The organism is candidate division KSB1 bacterium (assembly GCA_016214895.1).
In the GTDB taxonomy this organism is placed as follows: Bacteria; Electryoneota; RPQS01; order RPQS01; family RPQS01; genus JACRMR01.
On record JACRMR010000017.1, the window covers coordinates 100,023 to 117,551 of the forward strand.

The window sequence follows — 17,529 nt, forward strand, 5'->3', positions numbered from 1 at the left end:
CCGTAACCGTAGCGCCGCACAGCCGTGCGCGATCTGCCGGAAAGCATACCGTAACCGTAGCGCCGCACAGCCGTGCGCGATCCGCCGTGAAGCATACCGTAACCGTAGCGCCGCACAGCCGTGCGCGATCTGCCGTGAAGCATACCGTAACCGTAGCGCCGCACAGCCGTGCGCGATCCGCCGTGAAGTATCCCGTTTCCCGTAGCGCCGCTTGGATATACGCTCGGGTAACGCGCGGGATGCCATCAATGCCGGTGGCCAACTACAATCACACCGTAGCGCCGCATGGACATGCGCTCGGATTCGTTGCCAGTCAGCATCGACACGAAGCAAGATGCGGCTGACCAAGAACGTCACACACATATTCAAATGTCTCAATCTCGGAATTTGACCCAAGCCATCGAGGCCGCCGTCCTACGCGTCCTAAAGGGCGGTCCCGCCTCGAAAGCGCAAATCGCGACTGCCGTGAAGAAACAGCTTGCCGACGCAAACATGAACACGTTGACAGGACAGATTCACGCGCTCAAGGAACGTCGGCAGATCAAGTCACCTCGGCGTGGGTGGTGGGAGCTAAGCAAGGTTGGTGATCGCCAGAAGAAGCGGGCCGGAGTTCCGGCCACCAAGTCCACAACTAAGACGGGAAAGGTGGCGACTATAGAGAAACTCGTGCTCAATCTGCTCAAAGATGGGCAAAGGAGACGGTCCGAAATTATTCATGCGCTTCGACTTCGACATCCGGAGCTGAACCCGAACACCATGAATGGCACCATTAACGGTTTGGGCCAGAAGAAGCAAATTGTTCGTGGCGAATACGGTTTCTGGTCGTTGGCAGCCCTGAAGGACTCGCCAGTTGCTGATGGAGCTCGGCTGTCGCCACCGGCGAAGGGTCCTAAGACTTTGGAGGGTGACTTCTATAAGCCCTTCGCTGAATGGCTCGTTAACGATGTGTTGGAGTGCACAAGGGCTGAGACCCTCGGCGGCAATGTTCTTGGTCGAAAATGGGGAACACCTGACGTCATAGGCGTGTACCGCGTTGATCATCGAGGCATTTATAAGCAGGGAGAGATCGCGGCGTTTGTGTCTGCCGAGATAAAGCTCGATCCATCAGAGCCGATCACAGCATTTGGCCAGGCGTGCTCGTATCTTTTGTTCAGTCATAAGGTCTACTTGGTCTTGCCCAACACGACTACGCCAGCCGACAAGACAACGATTGAACTGTTGTGCGGCATTGTTGGGCTTGGACCGGTCTTTTTTGACCCCAAAGATGTTCACAATCCGGATTTTGAGATCAGGGTTCGTCCTTCTCAACGCGAACCAGACGCGGGCCGACTCAATGATCTTCTCCGAAGTGATGTCATATATAAGCGTTTGATGCAGTAGCTCCGAAGCGCACGGATGTTAACCGATCACAATTCATCAAGTTTGAGATAAATGCCCAAGAAAACTGACGACCTCCATTTGCCGCTCGGCAATGGCAATGGCAGCGAACGTGTGCTGCCACAGAATATCGAAGAAGAAATGCGGACGTCGTATATCAATTACTCGATGTCCGTGATCGTCTCGCGCGCGCTGCCCGACGTGCGCGACGGCCTCAAGCCCGTCCACCGCCGCATCCTCTACGGCATGATGGAGCTCGGCCTCGGCGCCGGACGGCCCTACAAAAAATGCGCGCGCATCGTCGGCGACGTCATGGGTAAGTTCCACCCCCACGGCGACGCCGCGATCTATGACACGCTCGTGCGCATGGAGCAGGACTTCTCCCTGCGCTACCCGCTCGTCGATGGCCAGGGCAACTTCGGCTCCATCGACGGCGACTCTGCCGCGGCGATGCGGTACACCGAAGCGCGCATGGCCCGCCTCGCCGAAGAGATGCTCGCCGATATCGACAAGGAAACCGTCGACTTCGTCCCCAACTACGATGAGACGATGCAGATTCCCAGCGTGCTCCCGGCGAAGGTGCCGAACCTGCTGATCAACGGCTCCGACGGCATCGCCGTCGGCATGGCCACGCGTATTCCGCCACACAACCTGCGCGAAGTCGTCAACGCCTGTATCGCGATGATCGAGAACCCGGTCATCAACGTACAGGAGCTGATGCAGCATGTGATCGCGCCGGACTTCCCTACCGGCGGCATCATCTACGGCAAGAACGGCGTCTATGAAGCCTACACCACGGGCCGCGGCCGCATCACCGTGCGCGCCAAAGCCAACGTCGAAGAGCCCGCCAAAGCCTCGGGCCGCACCAAAATCGTCATTACCGAGATCCCCTATCAGGTCAACAAGACACGCCTGATCGAAACCATCGTCTCGATGGTGAATGACAAGAAGATCGAAGGCGTCGCCGATATCCGCGACGAATCGGACCGCGATGGCATGCGGCTCGTGCTCGAACTCAAGCGCGAAGCCATGCCCGATGTCGTCCTGTCGCAGCTCTTCAAACATACGCCGATGCAGGAAACGTTCGGCGTCATCATGCTCGCGCTCGTGCACGGCCAGCCGAAAGTTCTCGATCTGCGGCAGGTGATTGATGCCTATCTCGAACACCGCCACTCGGTCGTGCTGCGCCGCGCAATGTTCGAGCTGAAGGAAGCCCGCGACCGCATGCACATTCTGGAAGGCCTGCAGATCGCGCTGGACAATATCGATGAGGTCATCCACATCATCCGCAATGCGTCGTCCACCGAGGTGGCGTCGGCGGAACTGCAAGCGGCCTTCCAGCTCTCCGAGCGCCAGGCCAAGGCAATTCTCGATATGCGCCTGTCGCGCCTGACCGGACTTGAACGGCAAAAGCTCGCCGATGAAATCCGCGAACTGCGCGCGCGCATTGATCACCTCACCGCGCTCGTCGAGTCCAAGGACTTGCGGATGAAGCTGATCCGGCAGGAACTCGAAGAGGTCCGCGACAAGTACGGCGACAATCGCCGCACCGAAATCGTCGAAGATACGGCCGAAGTTTCCATCGAAGACTTGATCGCCCCCGAAGAGATGGTCGTCACGATCTCCCACTCCGGCTACGTCAAGCGCTTCCCCGTCTCCGGCTTCCGCAAGCAGGGCCGCGGTGGCCGCGGCTCGCAGGGTGCGACCACCAAGGAAGAGGACTTCATCGAACATCTGTTCGTGGCCTCGACGCACGACTACATCCTGTTCTTCACCGACAAGGGCCGCTGCTACTGGCTCAAAGTCTATCAGATTCCGCAGCTCGGCCGCGGTACGCGCGGCAAGGCGCTCGTGAATCTGATCGAACGTTCCGCCGAGGAGAACGTGCGCGCGTTCGTCACCGTCAAGGATTTCGCCGAAGACCGCTATGTGCTCATGTGTACGAAGAACGGCACGGTCAAGAAGACGGCGCTCTCCGATTTCTCCAACCCGCGCTCCAACGGTATCATTGCGATCAACATCGAAGAAGGTGACGAACTCATCGAAGCCGCGATCACGAACGGTCAGAATGAAGTCATCATCGGCACCAACGAAGGCAAGGCCGTGCGCTTCACCGAAACCGATGTCCGCCCGATGGGCCGCAATGCCATGGGCGTGCGCGGGGTGCTGCTGAAGGGCGCGGCGCGCGCCATCGGCATGATCGTCGCCCACGAAGGCGCGAGTATTCTCGCCGTCAGCGAACTCGGCTACGGCAAGCGCGTCGCCAGCGAAGATTACCGCATGACCAAGCGCGGCGCGCAGGGCGTGCTCACGATCAAGACCACGCCCAAAACCGGACAGCTCGTGGCCATGAAAGAGGTCACCGAAAACGATGACCTGATCATCATCACCACCAACGGTGTCGTGATCCGCCAGAGTATGGCCGACATCCGCGAAATGGGCCGCGTCACGCAGGGGGTCCGCCTGATCAAACTGGACGCCGGAGACAAACTCAGCGCCCTTGCCAAAGTCGTCAAGGACGAAGACGAAACCGGCGAACTGATCGAAGCCAACGGCGAATAGATGAGAAATGAGAGATGATCGCTCACGTCAGATCCCGGAAGGAGGCGATGATCCATGCTCAGTAAACAAGCCCGCGAGGCGAAGTACGAAGCGGCGATGTCCAGCGCGCGTGATCATCTGCATTACGAGCGCTTCGGGCAGGCGATCAAAGCGCTGCAAGAGGCGGCGCGGTTATGCGCGGACCGCGTCGAGCCGCTGTACATGCTGGGCACGATGTATGGCGATCAAGAACGCTGGGCGGCGACGGTTGAGGTGCTGAAGAAAGCCGTCAGGATTGAGCCCGAGCACTTCGGAGCGTGGACCGCGTTGGGCATCGCCTGCCATCAGACTGGTGATCTCGAGCGCGCCGAAAAGGCCTTTGTCCGCGCCACGGAATTGCAGCCCGACCGCGTCGAGACATGGTACGCCTACGGCGAAGTGTTAATGGACCTCGATGAAGTCGTCAGCGCGGCGGACGCATTTCAGAAAGCCGCCGATCTCGCGCCCGACGACGATGAATTGCAGATGAGGGCCGGGAGCGCGCAACTCGAGGCCTTCGACGCGGAAGCCGCCCGTCACTGCTTCGAGCGGATCTTGAGCCGACGCCCGCACCACGAAAGCGCCGCTTTCGTGTATGCGCTCTCCTACCTGCGCTCCTTGCCGCCGGACCCCAATGAGGCCGTGCGCAGGTTCGACGAGCTGCTCGGGAAGTTCCCGCATTCCTATGACATGTTCCTGAATGTCGGACGCGGATTTCTCGAAGCCAATGATCTTGACCGCGCGCGAACTACATTCGAGCAGGCACGCAAGCTGACCGCCGCACCCGCCGATGCCGAGCTCGGACTTGCCCGCATTGCGATGCGGAACGAGGACGAGCAAACTTGGACTGCGCATGTCCGCGCGGCTTACCGTCTGAATCCGACCAACTCCGAGGCCATCTACCTCATGGCCATTCTCCACAGACAGGAAGGTCGCCAGCCGGAATCCGACGAGCTCCTGCGAGAACTTACCCGACGAGACCCTGACTACGCGATGGAGGCCGCGCAGTCTTTGCTCGACAGCGGTCTCGTGAAGTAGTGCCGCTGCCACCTTCGCCGAGCCGGGCGTCCCCGCCCGGACGGAATTGGAGTCCCCTCATGAAACGCTTCGACATCAGCAACCCCGTCTGGAAGCTCGAAACCATCGGCTGGATTGTCTTCGCCATCCTCGCCGTGTTTCTCGTGATCGTCCTCGCGCAGGTGCCGCATTCCACCCTTTGGATCATCCTCGGTGCGACAGTCGCCATCACCGCCCGGCTGTTCGTCGGACGAAGGATGTAGCGCCGCTTTTCGTCGAGCAGGAATTGTGTTTCCCTTGAGTGTGCAATGTTTCATGCGCAACGCACAAATTGACTATAGAATGAAGAGAACGGACTACGAACTCGTGCATGTAATGGGACATCATGATGAAGATGCAGTTGCTACGCCGTCACCAAGAACCAAACCCTTTCTCAAGTGGGCAGGTGGCAAGTCCGCGCTGTTACCAACGCTTCGAAAATGCTTTCCGCCGCGATTTAACAAATATGTGGAACCATTTGTCGGGGGCGGTGCACTGTTTTTTGATTTGGCACCCGATGCTGCCCTTCTCGCCGATTCTAATGCTGAGCTTGTCAACTGCTACAGGGTTGTCAAGACAAGGGCTAAGCAATTGATCGAGATTCTTCAAGATGTGCCTGTTAGTTCCGTCGAATACTACGAGATACGTCAATTGGATCCCAACGAGCTTGATTCTCTGAGTCGAGCAGCACGTCTGATCTACCTCAACAAGACTTGCTTCAATGGACTGTATAGAGTAAACCGATTCGGTCAGTTCAATACGCCCTATGGAGGCGCACGCGTTGTCAATGTTGTCGATGAAGTCACGATACTCCGCGCAAGTCGAGCACTTCAACGCGCAACGATTGCGTGCGGTGATTTCTACGATCTACTATTGGACACGGCAGAACGCGGGGATTTTGTATACTTGGATCCTCCATACCTCCCAGTGAGTCAGTACGCAGATTTCAAGAGATATACAAAAGAGCAGTTTGGAGTCGAGGATCACATCAGGCTAGCGGAGATGCTGGCGTTGCTGACTGCGCGAGGGTGCTTTGTCTTGCTTAGCAATTCATATACTGAATTTATTGCGAACTTGTACAAAGAGTTCTGGCAAGTGACCGTGTACGCACCGCGGGCCATCAATTGTAAGGTTGGTGGGCGGGGAATCGTGCGCGAGCTGTTGATAGCCAACTACGACATTAGTCGCATGACCGTATGATCACGCAAGAGGCGTTGAAATTGGACTTGGTTCGCGGCGTTGCCGCTCGATTCCCGGAAACCAAATACATGGGAAGCAAGCAGCGACTCCTTCCGTGGATCCAGCGTCATGTCCAAAAGCTAAAATTTCGAACCGCGCTTGATGCATTCTCTGGGACCGCTTGCGTTGGATACATGCTCAAGGCAATGGGTGCACGAGTGACATCAAATGATTTCTTGCATTTTGCTTACCACACGGCTAAAGCTACAATTCAAAATAGCGGCACGCTTGTTAGTGACATTGATTTGATTCATTTGCTCGCCATTAATCCTCATTCCGGTACACTTGTGAGAGATAATTTTGCTGGTCTGTACTTCGATGAACGAGACTCCGAGTTCCTTGACAACTTGTATGCAAATATTCGCTTGACAAGATCACCACTGGTACGCTCCATCGCGCTTGCGGCGGCTTGTCGCGCTTGCATGAAGAAGAGACCGCGCGGAATATTTACGTTCACGGGCAAGAAAGGCTGGGATGGCAGGCGTGACCTTCAACTCTCCATGAAAGAACAGTTCCTCGCCGCCGTAAGTGACTATAACTTGGCCGTCTTCTCTAATGGACAGAGAAACAAAGCGCTTTGTTCTGACGTATTCGAATTAGATCCGAGAGGATTCGACCTCGTGTATATCGACACACCTTATGTCAGCCCATTTTCCGATTGCGACTATACTCGCCGTTACCACTTTGTCGAAGGATATTGTCGCTATTGGGAAGGGTTGCATATCCTGCAAAGCACCACAACCAGGAAATTTGCGTCCTACAAAACAGCATTCTCCGATCGGCGCTCTGCGGCTTCAGCGTTTCGTCGGTTGTTTGACCATTTCAAGAAGTCCACGCTTGTCGTATCATATTCATCAAACTGCATCCCCGATAAGAAGACAATGTTCGACTTGCTGAGAGAAGTGAAGGGAAGTGTAGGTGTTCACGAGAAGGACGTTACATACTATCATGGAAACCACAGGCACAGGGTCGGGGACAATAACAACAAGGCAAGAGAATATCTCTTTGTAGCCGAATAATGAAGTTCAAAACTGAAGACATACCACAAGCAGACAACCTAAGCTCGGTTCTTAGGGTTGTGGAGGGCGTTCACTCAGGAAGAAATTCGTATCAGGAACTATCCTCGGAAATTGGTATGGTCGAAAGGCAGGGGCGTTACTATCGCCGCGCAGCGGAAATACTTGGCTTCATACAGAATCATGACAATCATTCGGTCCTGACACGCAGGGGCGCTCAGTATGTTGCGGCATCAAACCAACAACGGCAGGTCCTCTTAGCGAATGCCATCTTGTCAGCTCGACTGATTCAACGAGTTCTGCCCTTTCTTGAAGCCAAACAAAATGTCACTCGGATGGAACTGACCAATTTTATGCGTGAGATCACAGTTAGTACCGGTGCATCAATGTTGCCCCGACGAGTGAACACAGTCATAAACTGGCTGAAAGCGGTTGACATGCTCCGTGCTGTCGGAAATCATCTTGTATTCGGACAGCTCCCAGAGCATGTCACCCTTATTTGCTATAATGACGTAAGCGAGCCCATTCTGCCGCGCAACTACGATCTCCAAGAGTATAGGGACTTGGCCGCATTGACAGAGAAATCAAACAGGGTTATCGAGTACTTTGTTGATGAAGCCAAACGAGATAGGGCTAACACAAGGCATCGGATGTTAACCAATTTGGTTGCGTCCAAGGTCCGAGCGTCCGGAGCTATGCCGAGATCCAATCGATTTGTAGATATGGCCGCTCGTATAGGAAATCAGGATTACATCTTCGAGATGAAATCATCCACTGTTAGTAATATGCATGCTCAAATTCGGCGTGGTATATCTCAGTTATTCGAGTATCGTTATCTTCAACGAGCGCCACGTGCTAAGCTCGTGCTCGTGCTTGAAGAGCAAATCAATGAGCCACTGCAATGGATGGCAGACTATGTTGTCGAAGATCGTGGGATTCTTCTTGTCTGGGATGGCGATAACCGACTTCACTGTCCTCAAAGCATTCGTTCACAGGTTGGATTTCTGCTGTGAAACAATCCGTTTTTCGCAAGGGGGACGTGCGAAGCGAATCAACAATACTACATGACAAACCTCCTCGACGACTCCGAACCCGCGCACTGGCCCGCGCCGCTGCTCGAACGTCTGCTGAACAAGCCCGCCGCGCTGTGGCAAGCCGATGATCTGGTCGCGCTCGCCCGCGAATACGGCATCCGCCTCGTCGCGCTGATGCACGTCGGCGGCGACGGCTGGCTGAAAACGCTCGACTTCGCCCCGCGTGATCTGCATCATTTCCGCGATGTGCTGAGCGGCGGCGAACGCTGCGATGGCTCCTCCCTGTTCGGCATGATGGGCATCAATCCCGGCGCGTCCGACATCGTGCTCCGTCCGCAAATCGCGACCGCGTTCATGGACCCGTTCCGCGAAGGCACACTCTGTGTTCTCTGCGCGCACTATGGTCGCGACGGCAAACCGCTGCCCGAATCCCCCGACACGATTCTGCGCAAAGCCGCCGCGCGGCTGAAGACGCTCACCAATGTCGAGATGACTGCACTGGGCGAAGTCGAATATTTCCTCGGCAAAAAAGCCGGCGAAGAAGATTTCTACGGCGCCGCCGACCGCGGCTATCACTCCGCCGCGCCGTTCGTGTTCGGCGAGAGCCTGCGCCGCGATGCGCTGACCTCGCTCGCAGAAATGGGCGTCGCCATCAAGTACGGCCACAGCGAAGTTGGCTATGTCCCCACCGGCGAAAAAGAGGACCGCATCTGGGAGCAGCACGAAATCGAGCTGCAACTCGCGCCGCTCGTGCAGAGCGCTTACGCCGTTACGCTCACGCATTGGGTGCTGCGCAATCTCGCCTATCGCGCGAGCATGCGGCTCTCCCTCGAACCCGTGTTGCAGCAGGGACATCCCGGCAACGGCTTGCATTTTCATTTCTCGCCGATGGTTGACACTCAGCATCTCGAAATCGGCCAGGAAAACAACAAACTGCCGGAGTCCGCGACCTGGCTGATCGCCGGACTCGTGCGTTACGGCGGTACGCTGATGGCCTTCGGCAATCGCGAATCCACCTCGTTCCTGCGACTGTCGCAAGCCAAGGAAGCCCCAAGTTCCGTGACCTGGGGCCGCTACAACCGTAAAGCGCTGGTGAGACTGCCCATCGTGGCCACCGACGAACAGGGCCGACTCGTCTCGCCCGAAACCATCGAGTTCCGCCTCTCCGACGGCTCCGCCCATCCGCAACTCCTGCTCGCGGGGATCGCGCAGACCATGTGCGCCGCGCGCGCCATGCCCGATCCACGAAAACTGCTCGCGACGACCGAAGCCGAACATGTCTCCGCGAACGACAACGTGATGCGCATTCCCAAAGGCTTCCACGAAGTCGCCGCCGTCCTCAAACGCGACCGTGAAGTCTTCGAAGCCGACGGCGTCTTTCCCCCGCACGTTATCGAGCACACCATCGACCAGCTCGACCGCAAACACGCCATGACGCTCTAAAAATACGCTGAAAGCCGAATCCGACCCCCCTTGGTCCCCCCACTGTGTGGGGGGAGATCGGGTCCTTCCCCTACGAAGTGGGGGAAGATAGATGGGGGTCGGATGCTGCACCCCCGAGCGGGGCCTCCCGGCTCCTCAGGAATCGGAACTTCATTTTTCGATTTTCAATTTCCAATTTCTCTTCCATGTCCCTCGCGATCGCCGAACTCGAAGCCGCCGCCGCACAAAATCCTGAAGATGCCGACGCGCAGTTCGCACTGGGACGGGCCTATCTGATGACCGAACGCTTCAACGAGGCCGTCGCGCGGCTGGAACATGCGGTGAGCTTGGAACCCGCGCAGTATCCCTGGATCTACTATCTCGCCTCGGCCTACGGCATGAACCGCCAATATCGTGAGTCCGTCAAATCCTGGGAACACTACCTTCACCATCACCCGGATCATGCCGACGCTCACGCCAAGCACGGCATTATCCTGGCCAAGCTGCATAAGTACGACGACTCAATTCTGGCCTTCACCAAGGCCATCGAGCGGGATCCCGACAACCCGTTTCATCGTTACTTTCTCGGCCTCAGCCTGCAGGAAGTCGAACGCTTTGAAGAGGCCCTGACCGCCTTCAGCGATTCCATCAGCCGCCGCGCCGACTTCGCCGATGCCCACTACTGGCAGGGAATCATGTTTGGCATGCTCGGACATGTCGCGCCCGCCATCGAAGCCCTGAAGAACTGCGTCGCCCTGAACCCGGAACACCTCGACGCGCAGTTTAACCTCTGTATCGCTTACGCCATTGATGGACGCATCGGCGAAGCCAAGCTCCAGTATGAACTGGTCAAAGGCATGGATGCGGAGCTCGGCAAGGAGCTCTTCGAGAAAGTCTTCAATTCTCAGCCCGCTTCGTAAGCTCCGCAACGCGGTTGCACACCCCGTCGGAACGGGCCACGCAATCTGCCCTTGCCGAGAGTCCCTGGTGTCCGAAGCATGCACCCCGAGCCGGGTCTCCAGACCCTGCCGGAAGCTTGACGGGTTTCGCCGTTCTCTTGTCTTGTTCCTAATTCCATGACGATGACGCGCAATCTCAAAGTGAAGTCGAAACGTCACGCCACCCGCCCGGGCGAACGCGCATTGCTGACCACGTTCTGGCTGCCCTCCTTCGCCAGCCTGGTCGATATGCTCGCCGTCGTCGCCGCGGCACTGACGTCCTACTATATCCGCTTCTATTCCTACCTGAATTACTGGCTGCCGCCGGACTGGCAGCCCAAAGTCCGCAACTATGCCCTGTTCGGTCTGCTGCTCGGCCTGATCTATACCCTCGTCTCCTGGTCCTACCGTAGCTACGCATCCAAGCTCCGCGTCCCGCTCGAACAGGAAGTCGGGCGCATCATCCGCGGCTCCCTGCTGAGTATGGGCGTCGTGATGGCGGGGATCTTCTTCTATCGCGAGTTCGACTACTCGCGGGCCGTCTTCCTCATGACACTCGTGCTCATGATGCCCGCGCTGATCATCGCCCGCACGATCTACCAGCGATTGCAGTCCATGCTGTTCAAACGCGGAATCGGCGTGCAGCGAATCGCCCTCTGGGGTCGCGGTGACGTGGCCGCCAAACTCTGGCATGACTTCGAGCATGGCCGCGCGCAGGGCTTCGAACTCGTCGGCGCCATCGGCAAGCCCCCCATCGCCAATGCCCCCTCGCTGGGAGAGGTCGCCGCCATCAAAAGCCTCGTCTTCGAACACGACCTCGATCTGATCGTAATGGCTCCGCCGCCGGGCGAAGAAGAGGCCATGAATGACGTGCTGCGCGCTTCCGAAGGCATCACCGTCGAGTTGCTCTACTGCCCCGCCGCGATCGAGATTACCCGCTCCCGTATCCGGGTCACCGAAGTCGGCGGACGGCCCATTCTGCGGTTGAAGACCATTCCCATGTCCGGCTGGCGATATATCGTCAAGCGAGCGACCGACTTCGGCTTCGCGGCAATCTTCCTCCTCTGCTTTAGCTGGCTCTATGCCCTCATCGCCGCCATCGTGTATCTCGACAGCGGTAAACCCATCTTCTATCGGCAGCCACGCGTCGGCATGGACGGCAGCGAATTCGACGTCATTAAGTTCCGCACCATGCGCACCGACTCCGAAGCCAAGAGCGGTCCCGTCTGGGCCGTCAAAGGCGATACCCGCTACACCCGAATCGGCGGCTTCCTGCGCCGCTGGTCGCTCGATGAACTCCCGCAAATCTGGAGCGTCTTCCGCGGCCACATGTCGCTCGTCGGTCCGCGACCCGAACGCCCGTTCTTTGTCGAACAATTCTCCCAACGGATTCCGCAATATCTCGATCGCCATCGGGTGAAATCCGGACTCACCGGCTGGGCGCAGGTCAACGGCTTACGCGGCAGTGACTCCACCATCGAAGCCCGCACCGAAGCCGATCTCTACTATATCGAAAATTGGAACCTCTGGCTCGACCTGAGAATCCTCGTCCGTACTATCCTGACCGTTATCCGCGGCGATGGCGCCATGTAAGCCGCAGGCGAAACGATAATGAGGACGCCGCGAACTTCATTCTTTCATGTGAATTTATGCACGACATCCCTCACGTCCCAGCCCACGCCGCGGCGGGATTCCTTCCCCTACTTCCGTCGAGCAGGGATTCCTTCCCTGCCGGAATTGCGATCAGCCACGAGTTCGGAGTCCACAGTCAATCCTGTCCGCACCCCGTCCCCCCTTCCAAGGGGGACCATAGGGGGGTTCTTGATTCCCCTTCTCGGCCGAGCAGGGTTTCCTTCCCTGCCGGAATCACGCACAGCCAAGCGAGTTCAAATCAAGCCTCATCTTGTCCGCACCCCGTCCCCCCTTCCAAGGGGGGACCATAGGGGGTTCTTGATTCCCGAGTCCTCGCCGAGCAGGGATTCCTTCCCTGCCGGAATCAGTTCGGCCACCCCGCTACGACGCGCGTGAATCTATGCACGACTTACTCAGCGTTCTAAAAAAATACTGGGGTTACGACTCCTTCCGCCCGCTGCAAAAGGATGCCATGTCCAGCGTCCTGCTCGGCAATGACTCGCTGGTGGTCATGCCTACCGGCGGCGGAAAGTCCATCTGCTATCAGGCCCCGGCCATGGTTCGCGATCAGCTCGGCGTCGTCATCTCGCCCCTCATCGCGCTGATGAAGGATCAGGTCGATGCACTGACCCAATGCGGCATCCCTGCGGCCTTCTACAATAGCACGCAATCCGCGAGCGAGCGCTTCGAGGTCGAACAGCAACTCGCCGAGCGCAAACAGAAGCTGCTCTATGTCGCGCCCGAACGGCTGGTCAACCCCGACTTTCTCCGCCTGCTGAAAGCCGCCGGACCCGCCTTCTTCGCCGTCGATGAAGCCCACTGTATCAGCAGTTGGGGACACGATTTCCGGCCCGAGTATCGCGAACTGGCCATGCTCAAACAGCAGTTCCCCGAAGCCGCCGTACATGCCTACACGGCCACCGCGACGCCGCACGTCCAACAGGATATCATCAGCCAGCTCGGCCTGCAAAACCCGGTCGTGCTGATCGGCTCCTTCGACCGGCCCAATCTGAGCTATCGCATTGTCCGTCGCAGCAGTCTCCTCGAACAAGTCTGCGATTGCATCGAGCGCCACCGCTCGGATTCCGGCATCATCTACTGCTTGAAACGGGCCGATACCGAAGCCCTCTGCGACGCACTCACCAAACGCGGCTACCGCGCCCTGCCCTATCATGCTGGCCTGCCCGATGCGGTGCGCAAGCGCAATCAGGAGGCCTTTATCCGTGACGACGTCGAACTCATGGTCTCCACCGTCGCCTTCGGCATGGGAATTGACAAATCCAACGTCCGGTTCGTGATCCACGCCGGCATGCCCAAGACGATCGAGCACTATCAACAGGAATCCGGACGCGCCGGTCGCGACGGCCTCGAAGCCGAGTGTCTGCTACTCTGGAACGGCAGTGACGTCATCACCCAGAAATACTTCCTCCGTGACCTGACCGGTGAAGCTTACCGAATCGCCAAGCGCAAGCTCGAAGACATCCACGAATTCTGTCAGGCCTCGTCCTGCCGCCACCGCGCACTCGTCCGCTACTTCGGCCAACCCTATGAAACCGAAAACTGCGCCGCCTGCGACTCGTGCCTCGGCCTCAGCTCAACCTTTGAAACCAAACGCGAGTTCACTCCTCACGAATGCCGCGAGTTCGCCCGCAAGCTGCTCGGCGCCGTGGCCGAACTTGAACCCTGCTATCTCAGCCGCGCCATGGAAGTCGTCGTCGGCGCCGGAAGCGCGTGGATCGCCGAAGCCGGTCTTGACAAGTCAACATACTTCCGCTCCATCACCGGATTCCGCCGCGAAGCCGTCCGCGACTGGATTGTGCAATTGCTCGAGCAAGGCTATCTCCTCAAAGACGAGGAGACTAAAATGGTGCGCTAAGCCCGGCCGCCGGCCAGATTCTGAACGGCGACGCCGCGCCCACCATCGTCGAACGCGTGCAGAGCGCCCCCAAGGCCTTGCCCGCCGCTGCGACGGATGCCCTGTGGAACGAAGTGGATCGCGCGCTCTTCGAAAAATTGCGCAGGATTCGGCGAGATCTGGCTGAACAACGGCATGTCCCCGCCTATGTCATCTTGCACGATGCCGCGCTGCGCGAACTCGCAAGATCGCGCCCCAAATCCCTCACCGAGCTGGCGCGCGTCTCCGGAATCGGTGACCGCAAGATCCAGGAGTTCGGCCAGGTACTCGTACAGGTGATCCGCGCTCATCTGGGCCAGCGCGGATAACCAGCGCTCGCGTTTTCTCTGACTATAGATACTATTCCCACATTTACCCCCCAAAAACCTATGTCGCCGAGAAAAAAGATCGCCAAAACCGCGAAAGCGGCTCGGAGTGCCAAGCCCGTGAAATCCGCGAAGGCCACACGGTCCGTCAGGTCCGCCCGCCGGCGCGATGTCCAGCAAGAGCCGAAAATCTCCGACGCGACCGTCAAACGGCTCTCCAAGTACTACCGTACCCTGCACCATTCCATTCTCCACGACAAGCCGACGATCTCCTCGGAGGAGATCGCGACCCACAATGGAGTCACCTCGGCGCAGGTCCGCAAGGACCTCTCCATGTTCGGGGCCTTCGGTCGGCGCGGCCTCGGTTACAGCGTCCACGATCTCCACTATAATATCAGCCATATCCTCGGCCTCAACCGCCAATGGAATATCTGCCTCGTCGGCGCCGGCAACATCGGTACCGCCCTCATCCACTTCCGGCAGTTCGCCGAACAGGGCTTCGTCTTCCGCGTCATCTTCGACAGCGATCCCAAAAAGCGCGGCACCAAGATCGACGACATCCCCGTCTTTGATCTGGACCGGGCCGACGAGCTGGTCGCAAAAGAGAACATCAAGATCGCCGTCCTCGCGCTGCCCGCGCTGGCCGCGCAAAAAGCGGTTGACCGCCTCGTCCAAGTCGGCGTCAGGGGCTTCCTGAATTTCGCCCCCGTCACCATCCACGTCCCCAAAGGCGTCCATGTCCGCAACGAGAACATGGCCATCGAAATCGAAGCCCTCTCCTACGCCCTCTCCGCCAAAACCGGACGAAAGCGAAGGAGCGGCGAAGAGTGACAAAACCAGACTTGACCGTCCAAGCCTTGCGCGAGAGCGCCGCCGAATTCACGAAGATCGTCTCTGAACAGCTACATCCTGAACTGTTCGGGACTACGGATGGAAAAGCGGTAGGCACATATGTTGAACACGGTTTTCGAGATTACCTATCTAAGTCCTTCCAATTTGAACAAGGGAATTCGGCGGAAGGCATTGATTTCCCGTCGCTGGGCGTGGACCTGAAAGTCACGAGCATTGCTCAGCCGCAATCGTCGTGTCCGTTCAAGTCAGCGCGCGACAAGGTGTACGGTCTTGGCTATTCGCTACTGGTCTTTGTTTACGACAAGAAAGACATTCAGGACTCCAGATCCGTCCGCCTATCTATCTTGCATGCCGTCTTTGTAGATGCGAGCAGGACTGCTGACCACCAGACGACTAAAGGGCTGCGTCGGGTCTTGGATGAAGAGGGGAACAAAGAAGACATAGCGGCGTTTCTCTTGGAGCGAAACCTGCCGCTGGACGAGATAGGCGCCAATGCATTGGCCGACGAAATAGGGCGGGTTCGACCGGAACTCGGGTACCTGACCATCTCCAACGCGTTTCAGTGGAGACTTCAATATCAGCGTGTGATCGAGTTGGCAGGTAGTGTTGATGGAATCTCGAGAATACGATAGGCACCAAATGGCAAGCGCAGCAGGCAAGATCGAGTTCGGCGATTTCCAGACCCCAATGGATCTGGCGAGGAGAGTATGTGCACTTGCCGGGGAAAGCGGAATCGCCTTTCGCAGCGTCGTGGAACCCACTTGTGGAATTGGGAATTTTCTGATTGCGGCGAAGGAACGGATTCCGACCCTTACTGATGCCCTCGGGGTGGAGGTCAATCCGAGCTATGCCGCTCAGGCGACGCACGCTATGTCCACCCCGGCCAGCGGGGTCATCCCCAAAATCGTCTGCGCGAACTTCTTCGATTACGACTGGTCAGCCGAGTTGCAGAACCTGCCGGAGCCGCTGCTTGTTATTGGCAACCCACCCTGGGTCACGAATGCCGAGCTTTCTTCGATCGGGAGTCGGAATCTCCCGGTGAAGAGTAATATCTTCAGGCATCGCGGCATCGACGCACTCACTGGAAAGAGCAATTTCGACATTTCTGAGTGGATGTTGATTCAGGCCGTTGAATGGATGTCCGGACGCTCAGGAATGTTGGCCGTCTTGTGCAAAACATCCGTTGCCAGAAAGGTTATGACGTATGCATGGAAGCGCGGCCTCAGAATCAAGACCGCTGATTTGTACCTTATCGATGCTCAGGCGAATTTCTCAGCTTCAGTGGATGCTTGCCTACTTGCCGTAGTTATCGGTGAAGGTGCGGATTCTGCAACTTGTGCCGTCCACCCAAGCCTGGACGCGGACGCGACCCGCAGATTCGGATTTGATCATGGCCGCGTGATCGCCAATGCCGACCTTTACCGCAAATGGCGGCCGCTGGCAGGAAATGGAAACAGCCCATGGCGCTCGGGGGTCAAGCATGACTGCGCCGCGGTATTCGAGCTGCAACGGGAGGGCGAGCTATTCAGGAACGGTAACGGCGAGCTCGCGCCGCTCGATGCAACCGACGTGTTTCCATTGCTCAAGAGCTCCGATGTCGCCAACGGCAGGCAGGCAATCGGGCGCCGCTGGATACTAATGACGCAAAGGCATGCCGGCGATGACACGACGCGATTGGAGACCGGCTCGCCGTTAACATGGAGCTACCTGCAGGCCAATCTGGCCGCGATTCAACGTCGAGCCAGTAATATGTACAAGAGCCAACATCCGTTTGCCATGTACGGCGTTGGACCGTATTCTTATGCACCATGGAAGGTCGCCATTAGCGGCCTCTATAAGCGACTGTTCTTTCAGCTGATTCCGCCCTTTGACGGCAAACCGGTAATCTTAGACGACACCTGTTATTTCCTGCCGTTTGAAACCGAAATTGCCGCAAAGACGGTGTATGACTTGCTGAATTCCACTCCGGCACAAGAATTCCTGGAGTCCCTGGTGTTTTGGGATTCCAAGCGACCGATTACAGCGGACCTGCTACGCAGCCTTGACCTTGAGCGCCTGGCAAAGACACTGGGCAAAGGCGATCTCTTCGTCGTCCCGGCATCCAAACGAGCAGGAGCGGAGCGGCAGCTCGATCTTGGGACGGATTGACGAACCTCGCAAGCC

At 57.7% G+C, this 17,529-nt stretch carries 15 protein-coding genes; all 15 read left to right on the plus strand.

Annotated features, from left to right (window positions below; translation table 11 throughout):
- Positions 1-285 precede the first annotated feature (285 nt).
- The 15 genes from HZB60_09560 (at position 286) to HZB60_09630 (ending at position 17,514) form a co-directional block, all read left to right on the plus strand.
- Positions 286-1,380: a hypothetical protein gene (locus HZB60_09560; GenBank protein ID MBI5060008.1), complete on the plus strand. Its 1,095-nt coding sequence runs from the start codon at positions 286-288 to the stop codon at positions 1,378-1,380.
- Between the two features lie 51 nt (positions 1,381-1,431).
- Positions 1,432-3,939 (plus strand): DNA gyrase subunit A, encoded by a 2,508-nt coding sequence (gene gyrA / locus HZB60_09565; GenBank protein MBI5060009.1) that lies wholly within the window; start codon positions 1,432-1,434, stop codon positions 3,937-3,939.
- Between the two features lie 54 nt (positions 3,940-3,993).
- Positions 3,994-4,995, plus strand: a complete 1,002-nt coding sequence (locus HZB60_09570) for a tetratricopeptide repeat protein (protein ID MBI5060010.1) — start codon at positions 3,994-3,996, stop codon at positions 4,993-4,995.
- A 59-nt stretch (positions 4,996-5,054) separates the two neighbouring features.
- Positions 5,055-5,237, plus strand: a complete 183-nt coding sequence (locus HZB60_09575) for a hypothetical protein (GenBank protein ID MBI5060011.1) — start codon at positions 5,055-5,057, stop codon at positions 5,235-5,237.
- Between the two features lie 112 nt (positions 5,238-5,349).
- A complete protein-coding gene (locus HZB60_09580; protein ID MBI5060012.1) occupies positions 5,350-6,213 on the plus strand; it encodes a DNA adenine methylase in 864 nt (287 codons plus the stop codon).
- Positions 6,210-7,271, plus strand: coding sequence for a DNA adenine methylase (locus HZB60_09585; GenBank protein MBI5060013.1), 1,062 nt, complete (start codon positions 6,210-6,212; stop codon positions 7,269-7,271). Before HZB60_09580 ends, HZB60_09585 begins: the two co-directional genes overlap by 4 nt.
- Entirely contained in the window at positions 7,271-8,281 is a 1,011-nt protein-coding gene (locus HZB60_09590; GenBank protein MBI5060014.1) for an AAA-associated domain-containing protein, read from the plus strand. Before HZB60_09585 ends, HZB60_09590 begins: the two co-directional genes overlap by 1 nt.
- 51 nt (positions 8,282-8,332) lie before the next feature.
- Complete coding sequence (locus HZB60_09595; GenBank protein ID MBI5060015.1) at positions 8,333-9,745, plus strand: glutamine synthetase beta-grasp domain-containing protein; 1,413 nt, start codon at positions 8,333-8,335, stop codon at positions 9,743-9,745.
- Positions 9,746-9,930: 185 nt separating this feature from the next.
- Entirely contained in the window at positions 9,931-10,644 is a 714-nt protein-coding gene (locus HZB60_09600; protein ID MBI5060016.1) for a tetratricopeptide repeat protein, read from the plus strand.
- Between the two features lie 162 nt (positions 10,645-10,806).
- Positions 10,807-12,255 (plus strand): sugar transferase, encoded by a 1,449-nt coding sequence (locus tag HZB60_09605; GenBank protein ID MBI5060017.1) that lies wholly within the window; start codon positions 10,807-10,809, stop codon positions 12,253-12,255.
- A gap of 439 nt (positions 12,256-12,694) precedes the next feature.
- Positions 12,695-14,170, plus strand: coding sequence for a RecQ family ATP-dependent DNA helicase (locus HZB60_09610; GenBank protein ID MBI5060018.1), 1,476 nt, complete (start codon positions 12,695-12,697; stop codon positions 14,168-14,170).
- A gap of 56 nt (positions 14,171-14,226) precedes the next feature.
- Positions 14,227-14,517 (plus strand): HRDC domain-containing protein, encoded by a 291-nt coding sequence (locus HZB60_09615; protein MBI5060019.1) that lies wholly within the window; start codon positions 14,227-14,229, stop codon positions 14,515-14,517.
- A 60-nt stretch (positions 14,518-14,577) separates the two neighbouring features.
- Positions 14,578-15,345, plus strand: coding sequence for a redox-sensing transcriptional repressor Rex (locus tag HZB60_09620; protein MBI5060020.1), 768 nt, complete (start codon positions 14,578-14,580; stop codon positions 15,343-15,345).
- Positions 15,342-15,998 carry a restriction endonuclease gene (locus HZB60_09625; GenBank protein MBI5060021.1) on the plus strand — a complete coding sequence of 219 codons (657 nt, stop codon included), beginning with the start codon at positions 15,342-15,344 and terminating at the stop codon, positions 15,996-15,998. Before HZB60_09620 ends, HZB60_09625 begins: the two co-directional genes overlap by 4 nt.
- Positions 15,999-16,005: 7 nt before the next feature.
- Entirely contained in the window at positions 16,006-17,514 is a 1,509-nt protein-coding gene (locus HZB60_09630) for an SAM-dependent DNA methyltransferase (protein MBI5060022.1), read from the plus strand.
- The last annotated feature ends 15 nt before the right edge of the window (positions 17,515-17,529 follow it).